The organism is Pseudomonas sp. PGPR N4 (assembly GCF_059693665.1).
Genome location: NZ_JCAUKV010000002.1, coordinates 494,295 through 506,737, shown reverse-complemented (window position 1 = coordinate 506,737; position 12,443 = coordinate 494,295). Strand labels below are relative to the sequence as shown.

The following is a 12,443-nucleotide window of genomic DNA, read 5'->3' as shown; positions in this document are numbered from 1 at the left end:
TACCCGCGAAGGCCACGACACGGAATTACTGCCAGACCGTATCCCAATGCGGGTAATCGCCAATGCTGTCGACAAGCTTGGCCCGTACTGGGTTCTCAACGATATACGTCGCTACACTGCGCATGCTTTCTTCCCTACGCAGCGCCCGATCCTGATACCCGGCTTGCCAAACCGGCCCACAGCGAACGCCGGCCTTGTGCAAGGCAAGACTGGATCTCGACTTGAACCTGCGCATCAAAGTCCCCAGCGTCACCGACTTCAATTCGATCAGCCAATGCACATGATCTGGCATCACCACCCAGGCCAACGACTGGCAGTCCTGTTCCTGATCTGACAAACGCAGCTGCTGCACAACGATGCGTGCTGTGTGTAATTGACCAAACAGCGCTTCACGCTGATGAGTGACCGTGGTCAGTAAATAACGCCTGCCAGGCTCGGACCAGCGGCCACGGCGCAGCAGGTAGGATTCGGCGAATGTCATGGTTCTTCCTTGAGTTTGACGCCCTCATGAACCGTAGCCGTTGCCGCATGGAGAACGCGGTGCTTCTCGTTTCCGGGTATGACATTCGTGACTCTTTACAGGATCAGTCAGGCTGACTGACCCCTATCAGTGCCGATTGCGGAACCCTGATCTACGCTAACAGTCGCATCCCTCGAACCATTCGCGCGCAAGCAAGGAGCACGCATGTCGTTGAGGCGTCTATTGTCGGTCGCTTGCCTGGGTTATTTGTCGCTATTGGTGGGTTGCAAGGAAGAAGTTGCCCCGCCGGAATTGCCCAGAGTAGGTGTACAGCAAGTCCAGACCACAGATTTTGCCGCCAACGTGACCCTTACCGGTGACGTGCAGGCGCGTGTGCAGACCGACCTGTCTTTCAGGGTCGGCGGCAAGATCATCTCGCGCAGCGTCGACGTCGGCGATCACGTCAAGGCCAACCAGGTGCTGGCGCGGCTCGATCCCAAGGACCTGCAGAACAACGTCGACTCGGCCAAGGCCGAGGTATTTGCTGCGCAGGCGCGGGTAACCCAGACCAGCGCGGCCTTCGTTCGCCAGCAGAAACTGCTGCCCAAGGGCTACACCAGCCGCAGCGAATATGATTCTGCCGAGGCGGCGCTGCGCGGCAATCAAAGTGCTTTGAAGGCCGCTCAGGCGCAGTTGGCCAATGCCAGGGAGCAACTGAGCTACACCGCGCTGGTTGCCGACGCTGATGGCGTCATCACCTCGCGCCAGGCCGAGGTTGGCCAGGTGGTGCAGGCGACCATGCCGATCTTTGGCCTGGCCGTGGACGGTGATCGCGATGCGGTCTTCAACGTCTACGAATCGCTGCTGATGGCGCCGCCCAGCGACGCGCCAGTGATCGTCAAGCTGCTCGACAACCCGCAGGTGCAGACGCAGGGCCAGGTGCGCGAAGTGACCCCGACGGTGTCCGCCGACAGCGGCACGGTGCAGATCAAGGTCGCCCTGCAGAGTGTGCCCGCCGGCATGCAACTCGGCTCGCCCGTCACCGCCAGCGGCCGCACCCAGGGGCGACCGAGCATCGAACTGCCGTGGTCGGCCTTGACCAAGGCGCTCAAGGAGCCGGCAGTGTGGGTGGTCGGTGAGGGCGACAAGGTTGAACTGCGCCCAGTCCAGGTCGGCCGCTATCTCACCGGCAGAGTGGTGATTGCCGATGGCGTCAAAGGCGGCGAGACCGTGGTGGTCAGCGGCGGGCAGCTGTTGCACCCAGGTATGCAGGTCGAGAAAGTCAACGCCAAGGACGGAGGCGCCGCGCCATGAAAGCAGTGCTGCTGATACTCTGCTCGGCTGCGCTGCTGGGCGGCTGTGGCAAGGACGAGGAGGCTGCCGAACCGGTCCGCCCGGTGCTGTCGACCGTGGTCCAGCCGCAGGTTCAGGCGCAGTTGGGGCGCTTCGCCGGGACGATCCAGGCCCGCTATGAAAGCACCCTGGGCTTTCGCGTGTCAGGACGGATCGCCCGGCGCTGGCTCGATGTCGGCGCCCAGGTCAAACCGGGCGATATCCTCGCCACCCTCGACCCGACCGATCAACAGAACCAGCTGCGCGCCGCCGAAGGCGACCTGGCGCGGGTCCAGGCGCAGTGGATCAATGCCCAGGCCAATGCCCGCCGCCAGCAGCAGCTGTACGACCGTGGCGTTGGCGCCCAGGCGCAACTGGACATCGCCCAGACCGACTTGAAAACCACCGGTGCCTCGCTCGAGCAAGCACGTGCCGCAGTCAGCCAGGCTCGCGATCAACTCGACTACAGCACCCTGCGCAGCGACAACGCCGCGGTGGTCACCGCCTGGCGTGCCGAGGCCGGGCAAACCGTCAGCGCTGGCCAGGAAGTGGTCACGCTGGCCCGCCCCGACGTCAAAGAGGCGGTCATCGACCTGCCAATCGGCCTGGCCGAACAATTGAGTAAAGACCTGACTTTCACTGTTGCCGCGCAGCTCGACCCTGCGGTCAATACTACCGCGACCCTGCGCGAGCTGGAGCCGCAAGCCGACGCCACCACCCGCACCCGGCGTGCGCGTTTGACCCTGGCCAGTACCCCCGCAGCGTTTCACCTGGGCACGGCGATCAGCGTCAACCTGTCCTCGGCGGTCACCCCGCGTAGCGAGTTGCCGCTGAGCGCCTTGCTCGAACGCGACGGCAAGACCCAGGTGTGGGTCCTCGACACTCAACAAAAGACCGTGGCCCTGCGCGACGTGACCCTGATCGACCGCACCGCCAGCAGCATCGTCGTGGCCTCCGGCGTGCAGCCGGGCGAGCGCGTGGTGACTGCCGGCGTGAACAGCTTGAAGCCCGGCCAGCCGGTCAGCTTTGACGAGGATGCGCAATGAAAGGAAGCTTCAACCTGTCCGAATGGGCGCTCAAGCATCAGTCCTTTGTCTGGTACCTGATGTTCGTCAGTGTGCTGATGGGGGTGTTCTCCTACTTCAACCTGGGCCGTGAAGAAGACCCGTCGTTCACCATCAAGACCATGGTCATCCAGACCCGCTGGCCCGGCGCGACCCAGGACGAGACGCTCAATCAGGTCACTGACCGCATCGAGAAAAAGCTCGAAGAGCTGGACTCGCTCGATTACGTCAAAAGCTATACCCGCCCCGGTGAGTCGACGGTCTATGTGTATCTGCGCGATACCACCAAGGCGCCGGATATTCCGGCCATCTGGTACCAGGTGCGCAAGAAGATCGACGACATTCGCGGCCAGTTCCCCAAAGGTATTCAGGGCCCGGCGTTCAACGATGAATTCGGCGACGTTTACGGCACCATCTATGCCTTCACCGCCGATGGCCTGAGCCAGCGGCAACTGCGCGATTACGTCGAGCAGGCCCGCGCCGAAGCCCGCGAAGTGCCTAACATCGGCAAGATCGAGCTGTTTGGCGTGCAGGACGAAGTGCTCTACCTGAACTTCTCGACGCGCAAACTGGCGGCGCTGGGGATCGACCAGCGCCAGGTCATGCAGGCTCTGCAAGCCCAGAACGCCGTTACCCCAGCGGGGGTGATCGAGGCCGGCCCTGAGAGGATTTCGGTGCGCACCAGCGGCCAGTTCAGCTCCGAGAAAGACCTCGAGGGCGTCAACCTGCGGATCAATGATCGCTTCTTCCGCCTGGCCGACATCGCCAATATCCAGCGCGGCTATACCGACCCGCCTGCACCGATGTTCCGTTACAACGGCCAGCCGGCGATTGGCCTGGCCATTGGCATGAAAGCCGGCGGCAACATCCAGGCGTTCGGCGCCGAGATGAAAGCCAAGATGGACCAGATCATCACCAACCTGCCGGTCGGGGTTGGTGTGCACACCGTGTCGGATCAGGCCGTGGTAGTGAAGAAGGCAGTTGGCGGCTTCACCAGTGCCTTGTTCGAGGCGGTACTGATCGTGTTGGCGGTAAGCTTCGTCAGCCTCGGCGTGCGCGCCGGGCTGGTGGTGGCGTGCTCGATCCCGTTGGTGCTGGCGATGGTGTTCCTGTTCATGGAATACAGCGGCATCACCATGCAGCGGATCTCGCTGGGTGCCCTGATCATCGCCCTCGGCCTGCTGGTGGATGACGCGATGATCACCGTCGAGGTGATGGTCACGCGCCTGGAAATGGGCGAAACCAAGGAGCAGGCGGCCACCTTTGCCTATACCTCGACGGCCTTCCCGATGCTTACCGGTACCCTGGTCACGGTGGCCGGCTTTGTGCCCATCGGGCTCAACGCCAGCTCTGCCGGCGAGTACACCTTCACCCTGTTCGCGGTGATCGCAGTGGCGTTGATCGTGTCGTGGGTGGTGGCGGTGTTCTTCGCCCCGGTACTCGGCGTGCATATCCTCAAGGCCAACAAGGTCAAGGAACACGAAGCCAAGACCGGCCGCGTCGGTCGTGCCTTCGAGCATGGTTTGCTGTGGTGCATGCGCAACCGCTGGTGGACGATCATCGGCACGGTGCTGATCTTCGCTCTGGCGCTGTTTTCGATGCGATTTGTGCAGAACCAGTTCTTCCCGTCCTCGGACCGCCCGGAAATCCTGGTCGACCTCAACCTGCCGCAAAACGCCTCGATCGAGGAGACCCAGAAGGTGGTCGATCGGCTTGAAGCGAAGATCAAGGACGACCCCGATCTGGTGCACTGGAGCAGTTACATCGGCCAGGGCGCGATCCGTTTCTACCTGCCGCTCGACCAGCAGCTGCAGAACCCGTACTACGCCCAGCTGGTGATCGTCAGCAAAGGCCTGGAGGAGCGTGCCGGGCTGATGGACCGGCTGCGCAAGTTGCTGCGCGAAGACTTCGTCGGCATTGGCAGCAATGTGCAGTCGCTGGAGATGGGCCCGCCGGTGGGCAGGCCAATCCAGTACCGGATCAGCGGCAAGGACATCGACCTGGTGCGCAAGCACGCGATCGACCTGGCGACCCTGCTCGACAGCAATCAGCACATAGGCGAGATGATCTTCGACTGGAACGAGCCGGGCAAAGTCCTACGGGTCGAGATCGCTCAGGACAAGGCGCGTCAGTTGGGCTTGTCGTCCGAAGACGTCGCCAATGTGATGAACAGCATTGTCAGCGGCGTGCCGATCACCCAGGTCAACGACAGCATCTACCTGGTCGACGTGATCGCCCGCGCCGAAGACAGCGAGCGCGGCTCGCCCGATACCTTGCAGAACCTGCAGATACTGACTCCCAACGGCACCTCGATCCCGCTGCTGTCGATTGCCACGGTGCGCTACGAGCTGGAGCAGCCGCTGGTGTGGCGCCGCGATCGCAAGCCGACCATCACCATCAAGGCCTCGGTCAACGGTGATATCCAGCCGACCGACCTGGTCAAACAGCTCAAACCGGATATCGAAGAGTTCGCCAGCAAGTTGCCGCCGGGCTACGAAGTGGCCACCGGCGGTACGGTCGAGGAGAGCGGCAAGGCGCAGGGGCCAATTGGCCAGGTTATCCCGTTGATGCTGTTCCTCATGGCGACTTTCCTCATGATCCAGCTGCACAGCGTGCAGAAGCTGTTCCTGGTGGTCAGCGTGGCGCCCTTGGGCTTGATCGGGGTGGTGCTGGCGCTGGTGCCGACGGGTACGCCAATGGGCTTTGTGGCGATCCTCGGAATCCTGGCGCTGATCGGCATCATCATCCGCAACTCGGTGATCCTGGTCACCCAGATCGACGAATTCGAAGCGCAGGGCCTGTCGCCCTGGGCGGCGGTGCTTGAGGCGACCAACCATCGCCGCCGGCCGATCCTGCTTACCGCAGCGGCGGCCAGCCTGGGCATGATCCCGATTGCCCGCGAGGTGTTCTGGGGGCCGATGGCCTACGCCATGATCGGCGGCATCATCAGTGCAACGCTGCTGACGCTGTTGTTCCTGCCGGCGCTGTATGTGGCCTGGTACAAGATTCGCGAGCCAGAACAGTCCTCCAGCTAATACCACGCGCCGTTCAGAAAAGGCCATTGCCCAGCGCAATGGCCTTTCTGCTTTTGGTTATATAAACATTCTTAAATAGTATTTTTAAGAATATCCGCGCCTCACTATTATCAGCTTCAAGCCAGGCGCAAATCCCCTTCAAACCCCTGCCCGGCACTTCACTCACAGGAGAACGAGCATGAGTGCATCCCTGCGTAGCATCGACGGTCAGGACGAAGCGACCATTTTGCGTGAGATCCAGGCCGCCCTGCGCGACCTGCGCTTCGGCGCGGTAGAGATCACCGTGCATAACGCTCAGGTCGTGCAGATCGAGCGCAAGGAGAAGTTCCGCCTGCAGCAGCCCGGCAACAAGACCGGCTGATCGCGCACTACTTACCAATTAGAAAAAAAGCCAATTCGGGAGCTTCACCATGTCCATCCGCCGTTATGCGCTCGCCGCTCTGGCCAGTGCCGTGTTTGCCGGTTCCGCCATCGCCAAGGACTACGAACTGCTCAACGTGTCCTATGACCCAACCCGTGAGCTGTATCAGCAGTACAACGCCGAGTTCATCAAGCACTGGCAGCAGGCGCACCCGGATGACAAGGTCAAGATTCAGCAATCCCATGGCGGCTCGGGCAAGCAAGGTCGCGCGGTGATCGACGGCCTGCGCGCCGACGTGGTGACCCTGGCCCTGGCCGGCGACATCGACGAAATCGCCAAGCTCGGCAAGACTCTGCCAGAGAACTGGCAGACCCGCCTGCCGGACGCCAGCACACCGTACACCTCGACCATCGTCTTCCTGGTGCGCAAAGGCAACCCGAAAGGCATCAAGGACTGGGGCGACCTGGTCAAGAACGACGTGTCGGTGATCACTCCCAACCCGAAAACCTCCGGCGGCGCTCGCTGGAACTTCCTCGCCGCCTGGGCCTATGGCCTGAAAGCCGGCGGCAGCGAAGCCAAGGCCCAGGAATACGTGCAGCAGCTGTTCAAGCACGTGCCTGTGCTGGACACCGGTGCCCGCGGCTCGACCATCACTTTCGTCAACAACGGTCAGGGCGATGTGCTGCTGGCGTGGGAAAACGAAGCGTTCCTGGCCTTGAAGGAAGATGGCGGCGGCGACAAGTTCGAAATCGTCGTGCCTTCGCTGTCGATCCTCGCCGAGCCGCCAGTGGCAGTGGTCGACAAGAACGCGCAGAAGAAAGGCAACGAGCAGATCGCCGAGGAATACCTCAAGTACCTGTACAGCCCGGCCGGGCAGAAAATTGCCGCCGAGAACTTCTACCGCCCGCGTGACCAGAAAGTGGCTGCCGAATATGGCAAGCAATTCCCCAAACTTGACCTGGTGACCATCGACAAGGACTTCGGCGGCTGGAAAACTGCACAGCCGAAATTCTTCAACGATGGCGGTGTGTTCGATCAGATCTACCAGGCGCAGTAACTCGGCAGTACAGTGCCGCACTGGAGCTTCAGTAGCCTGCATGGGCCCGGGACTTGTCCCGGGCTTGATGCGTTAAACCAGGGACCTTTATGTCACGTCGTATATCCCCCGTCATACCCGGCTTCGGGCTGACTCTGGGCTACACCTTGGTGTACCTCAGCCTGATCGTGCTGATACCGCTGGCGGCCATGTTCGTGCATGCCTCGCAGCTGACCTGGGAGCAGTTCTGGAACATCATCAGCGCCCCGCGAGTGATTGCCGCGCTGAAGCTGAGTTTCGGCACTGCCCTGTTCGCCGCCATCATCAACGGCATCATCGGCACCCTGCTGGCCTGGGTGCTGGTGCGCTACACCTTCCCCGGGCGCAAGATCATCGACGCGATGATCGACCTGCCGTTCGCCTTGCCCACGGCAGTCGCCGGCATCGCCCTGACCGCGCTGTATGCGCCGTCCGGCTGGGTCGGGCAGTTCGCCACCGACCTCGGTTTCAAGATCGCCTATACGCCGCTGGGTATCACCCTGGCGCTGACCTTCGTCACCCTGCCATTTGTGGTGCGGACGGTGCAGCCGGTGCTGGCGGACATCCCCCGTGAAGTCGAAGAAGCGGCTGCCTGCCTGGGCGCGAAACCGTTGCAGGTATTCCGCCATATCCTCATGCCGGCGCTGCTGCCGGCCTGGTTGACCGGCTTCGCGCTGGCCTTTGCTCGCGGTGTTGGCGAGTACGGCTCGGTGATCTTCATTGCCGGCAACATGCCGATGAAGACCGAAATCTTGCCGTTGCTGATCATGGTCAAGCTCGACCAGTACGACTACACCGGCGCTACTGCCATCGGCGTCTTGATGCTGGTGGTTTCCTTCATTTTGCTGCTGCTGATCAACTTGCTTCAGCGGCGCATCGAAACCCCTTGAAGGAGGACCGCCCATGTCTGCTTCAACTCTAGGCGCAACGGCCGCCGCCAACGCCGCCCGCCGCGGCAGCGCCACCTCACGGCGGGTGCTGATCATTTCGGCCTGGCTGGTGTTTGCGCTGTTTCTGCTGTTGCCGCTGGTGATCGTGGTTTCCCAGGCGCTGAAGAACGGCTTCGGTACGTTCTTCGAGGCGATCTTCGAGCCCGATGCACTGTCGGCGCTCAGGCTGACCTTGCTCGCGGTGGCCATTTCGGTGCCGCTGAACCTGCTGTTCGGGGTCAGTGCGGCGTGGTGCGTGAGCAAGTACAACTTTGCCGGCAAGAGCATCCTGGTGACCTTGATCGACCTGCCGTTCTCGGTGTCGCCGGTAATCGCCGGTCTGGTCTATGTGCTGATGTTCGGCGCGCAGGGCTTCTTCGGGCCGTGGCTGCAGGATCACGACATCCAGATCGTGTTCGCCTTGCCGGGCATCGTCCTGGCGACCATCTTCGTTACCGTGCCATTCGTGGCCCGTGAGCTGATCCCGCTGATGCAAGAGCAGGGCACTCAAGAGGAAGAGGCCGCGCGTCTGCTTGGCGCCAATGGCTGGCAGATGTTCTGGCACGTGACCCTGCCCAACATCAAATGGGGCCTGATCTACGGCGTGGTGCTGTGTACTGCGCGAGCGATGGGCGAGTTTGGTGCGGTGTCGGTGGTCTCCGGGCATATCCGCGGGGTTACCAACACCTTGCCGCTGCACGTCGAAATCCTCTACAACGAATACAACCACGTCGCGGCGTTCAGCGTGGCGAGCTTGCTGCTGATCCTGGCGCTCTTCATCCTGCTGCTCAAGCAGTGGAGCGAGAACCGTATTAACCGTCTGCGCCAAAGCGCAGCGGAGGAATAATTCATGTCGATCGAAGTTCGTAACGTCAGCAAGCGCTTCAACAGCTTCCAGGCTCTGGACAACATCAACCTGGATATCAACAGCGGCGAGCTGGTGGCTCTGCTCGGCCCGTCGGGCTGCGGCAAGACCACCCTGCTGCGGATCATCGCCGGCCTCGAGACGCCGGACGATGGCAGCATCGTCTTCCATGGCGAAGATGTCTCCGGGCATGACGTGCGTGATCGCAACGTCGGCTTCGTGTTCCAGCATTACGCGCTGTTCCGCCACATGAGCGTGTTCGACAACGTCGCCTTCGGCCTGCGCATGAAGCCCAAGGGCGAGCGGCCGAGCGAAAGCCGCATCGCCGAGAAGGTCCATGAGCTGTTGAACATGGTCCAGCTCGACTGGCTGGCCGACCGTTACCCCGAGCAGCTGTCCGGCGGCCAGCGTCAGCGTATCGCTCTGGCTCGCGCCCTGGCGGTCGAGCCCAAGGTACTGCTGCTCGACGAGCCGTTCGGTGCGCTGGATGCCAAGGTGCGTAAAGAGCTGCGCCGCTGGCTGGCGCGGCTGCACGAAGACATCAACCTGACCTCGGTATTCGTTACCCACGACCAGGAAGAAGCGATGGAAGTCGCCGACCGCATCGTGGTGATGAACAAGGGCGTGATCGAGCAGATCGGCTCGCCGGGTGAGGTCTATGAAAAGCCAGCCAACGACTTCGTCTATCACTTCCTTGGAGACTCCAACCGCATGAGCCTGAGTGAAGGCAACCATGTGCTGTTCCGCCCACACGAGGTGTCGTTGTCGCGGCATGAAACCGAAGGCCACCATGCGGCCGAGGTGCGTGATATTCGGCCGTTGGGCGCGACCACGCGGGTGACCTTGAAGGTGGAAGGGCAGAGCGAGCTGATCGAAGCCGAGGTGGTCAAGGACCATGACAGCCTGACCGGGCTGGCGCGGGGCGAGACGTTGTTCTTCCGGCCCAAGGTTTGGCAGAAGGTGGCTGATATCTGATCCATTCTGGGGCCGCTTTGCGGCCCAATCGCGACACCAGGCCGCTCCTACCGGGACCGCGCAGTCCCTGACACGGCGCGGCCTCTGTAGGAGCGGCCTGGTGTCGCGATGGGGCTGCAAAGCAGCCCCATCCCCCGCAAGACCAATGCCTTCCAGGAATATTTCAAATGCCGCCCAGGCATCAAAATCCCCGCCCTCACGGGCAGCCCACGAACCACGCGGGCTGCGGCCTTCCCCCTAATACCAATATTCAATAAAGTTCTAAGTTTACGTTTAAACATTACTTTCAGAGATAAGCGTCTGGCACCGATGATTCAGCCATGAATCGAGACCCCAGGAGTTTGATCAATGGGTAATGTCCATACGGCCGTCAGGGCCTACGACCAGCCATGGCGCCCGGCCCCGGGCGACCTGGTCGAGCTTGGACGCACGCTTCGTCTGCCGCTCGGCCAGCTGCGCCTGCAACGCACGCCGGTCAGCGGCCTCAAGCGCCGCGACAAATGGGCCTTGGCCCTGCTGGTAGTGGCGTTGCATGGCGCGGCGGCGTACTGGATCAGCCAGAGCCCGACCCCGCCGTTACCGGTCGTGCCACCGCAGATCCCACCCATGACCATCGAGTTTGCCGCACCGGCCCCGCCCGTGGTCGAACCGCCACCGCCTGCACCAGCGCCTCCGGTAGTCGAGCCGCCACCGCCGCCGGTAGTCGATGAGCTGGCGGCCAAACCTGCACCCAAGCCTGTGCCTAAACCGAAACCCAAGCCGGTGCCAAAGCCTGTCGCCAAGCCCGTGCCGAAACCGGTGGAAACTCCGCCGCCGCCAGTTGCAGCACCTGCGCCAACGCCAGCTCCACCGGCGCCAGCGCCGGTCACGCCGCCGTCGGCCAACGCTGCCTACCTGAAGAACCCGGCGCCGGAATACCCGCAGATGGCCCAACGCCGCGGCTGGGAAGGCACCGTGCTGCTGCGGGTCGAGGTCATGGCCAGCGGCAAGCCCGGCCAGATCCAGATTCAGAAAAGCAGTGGCCGCCCGGCCCTCGACGACGCCGCACTGGCGGCCGTCAAGCGCTGGAGCTTTGTCCCGGCCAAGCAGGGCGATGTCGCCCAGTCCGGCTGGGTAAGTGTGCCGATCGACTTCAAGCTGCGCTGATTACACCCCTGAACATGCACCTGAACCGTATACCGACCGAACATAGGAAGACTTCATCATGAGCCTGCTGGCATCCGCATCTCCCCTCGAGTCCGTTGAAGTAGCCGTGATCTGGCTGCTGGTTGTGTTCTCTGTCGCCACCTGGGGCCTGGCGCTGATCAAGGCCGTACAGTTCGTGCGCCTGAAGAACCAGGACAAACGCTTTCACAAGCAGTTCTGGGCTGCCTCCAGCCTCGACTCGGCGGCCGAGCTCAGCCACGAACTGCCAGGCCCGGCCGCCCGTGTGGCGCAGTCCGGGTACGCCGCCATCGCCGTGGGTGAGCCTGGCCATGCCAGCGACCTTAGCCAGTCGATCAACCATCAGGACCGCCTCGAGCGTGCCCTGCGCCAGCAGATCGTGCGTGAACGGCGCTCGCTGGAAACCGGCCTAGCTGTAGTCGCCAGTATCGGCAGCACCTCGCCCTTCATCGGCCTGTTCGGCACCGTGTGGGGCATCATGGAAGCGCTCAAGGGCATCAGTGCGGCAGGTTCGGCCAGCCTCGAAACCGTGGCCGGGCCGATCGGTGCGGCACTGGTTGCAACCGGCGTTGGTATTGCCGTCGCGGTGCCGGCGGTGCTGGTCTACAACTACTTCCTGCGCCGGCTCAAGCTGACCGCTGCCGACCTCGATGACTTTGCCCATGACTTCTACAGCCTGGCCCAGAAGAGCGCCTTCCGCGTGCTGGTCCACCCGACCGCACACAAGCCTCAGGCCGGCTTCACCCAGCCCGTGAAAGAGGCGTCCTGATATGGCCTTTTCAACCCAGGACAACGACGAAGTCCTCAGTGAAATCAACGTCACGCCACTGGTCGACGTCATGCTGGTGCTGCTGGTGGTGTTCATCGTCACCGCACCGCTGCTGACCAACGCTATACCGATCAACCTGCCCAAGACCGAAGCCGTGGCCCCGGTCGAGCAGAAAGACCCGCTGGTGGTCAGCATCGATGGTGGCGGCAAGCTGTTCATCAACAAGGACGAGATCCAGCCAGACCTGCTCGAAAGCAACCTCAAGGCGGCCAAGCTCAAGGACGCCGAGGTGCGAGTGCAGCTGCAGGCCGACGATGGCGTCAACTACGGCGAAGTAGCCCGCGCCATGGCGGCCATCGAACGCGCCGGGATCACCAAGCTGGCGGTGATAACCGCACGCTAGAGCCCGTCGTA

At 62.5% G+C, this 12,443-nt stretch carries 12 protein-coding genes; 11 read left to right on the top strand and 1 reads right to left on the bottom strand.

All coding sequences use genetic code 11. From position 1 onward, the window contains the following. Nucleotides 1-25: 25 nt before the first annotated feature. Complete coding sequence (locus tag AC58X1_RS11915; protein WP_497428883.1) at nt 26-481, bottom strand: REP-associated tyrosine transposase; 456 nt, start codon at nt 479-481, stop codon at nt 26-28. A 204-nt stretch (nt 482-685) separates the two neighbouring features. Between AC58X1_RS11915 and AC58X1_RS11910 the strand changes: the two genes are divergently transcribed. The 11 genes from AC58X1_RS11910 to AC58X1_RS11860 all read left to right on the top strand — a co-directional run bounded on the left by AC58X1_RS11910 (nt 686) and on the right by AC58X1_RS11860 (nt 12,432). Further along, nucleotides 686-1,774, top strand: coding sequence for an efflux RND transporter periplasmic adaptor subunit (locus AC58X1_RS11910; RefSeq protein ID WP_497428882.1), 1,089 nt, complete (start codon nt 686-688; stop codon nt 1,772-1,774). Further along, complete coding sequence (locus tag AC58X1_RS11905; protein ID WP_101315325.1) at nt 1,771-2,838, top strand: efflux RND transporter periplasmic adaptor subunit; 1,068 nt, start codon at nt 1,771-1,773, stop codon at nt 2,836-2,838. The genes AC58X1_RS11910 and AC58X1_RS11905 overlap by 4 nt, the downstream gene beginning before the upstream one ends. Next, nucleotides 2,835-5,891 (top strand): efflux RND transporter permease subunit, encoded by a 3,057-nt coding sequence (locus AC58X1_RS11900; protein WP_101315327.1) that lies wholly within the window; start codon nt 2,835-2,837, stop codon nt 5,889-5,891. The genes AC58X1_RS11905 and AC58X1_RS11900 overlap by 4 nt, the downstream gene beginning before the upstream one ends. Nucleotides 5,892-6,069: 178 nt before the next feature. Further along, the gene (gene oscA, locus AC58X1_RS11895; protein WP_101315329.1) at nt 6,070-6,252 is read left to right on the top strand and encodes a sulfur starvation response protein OscA; all 183 of its coding nucleotides are present in this window, start codon (nt 6,070-6,072) and stop codon (nt 6,250-6,252) included. A 49-nt stretch (nt 6,253-6,301) separates the two neighbouring features. Continuing rightward, nucleotides 6,302-7,309: a sulfate ABC transporter substrate-binding protein gene (locus tag AC58X1_RS11890; RefSeq protein WP_101315331.1), complete on the top strand. Its 1,008-nt coding sequence runs from the start codon at nt 6,302-6,304 to the stop codon at nt 7,307-7,309. Between the two features lie 89 nt (nt 7,310-7,398). After that, nucleotides 7,399-8,217, top strand: a complete 819-nt coding sequence (cysT, locus tag AC58X1_RS11885) for a sulfate ABC transporter permease subunit CysT (RefSeq protein ID WP_101315333.1) — start codon at nt 7,399-7,401, stop codon at nt 8,215-8,217. Nucleotides 8,218-8,230: 13 nt separating this feature from the next. Further along, a complete protein-coding gene (cysW, locus tag AC58X1_RS11880) occupies nt 8,231-9,103 on the top strand; it encodes a sulfate ABC transporter permease subunit CysW (RefSeq protein ID WP_101315335.1) in 873 nt (290 codons plus the stop codon). A 3-nt stretch (nt 9,104-9,106) separates the two neighbouring features. Further along, on the top strand, nt 9,107-10,096 hold the full coding sequence (locus AC58X1_RS11875) for a sulfate/molybdate ABC transporter ATP-binding protein (RefSeq protein WP_101315337.1): 990 nt from the start codon (nt 9,107-9,109) through the stop codon (nt 10,094-10,096). Nucleotides 10,097-10,444: 348 nt separating this feature from the next. After that, nucleotides 10,445-11,242: an energy transducer TonB gene (locus AC58X1_RS11870; protein ID WP_101315339.1), complete on the top strand. Its 798-nt coding sequence runs from the start codon at nt 10,445-10,447 to the stop codon at nt 11,240-11,242. A gap of 58 nt (nt 11,243-11,300) precedes the next feature. Then, entirely contained in the window at nt 11,301-12,029 is a 729-nt protein-coding gene (locus AC58X1_RS11865) for a MotA/TolQ/ExbB proton channel family protein (RefSeq protein WP_101315341.1), read from the top strand. A gap of 1 nt (nt 12,030) precedes the next feature. Next, on the top strand, nt 12,031-12,432 hold the full coding sequence (locus AC58X1_RS11860; RefSeq protein WP_101315343.1) for an ExbD/TolR family protein: 402 nt from the start codon (nt 12,031-12,033) through the stop codon (nt 12,430-12,432). Nucleotides 12,433-12,443: the final 11 nt, after the last annotated feature.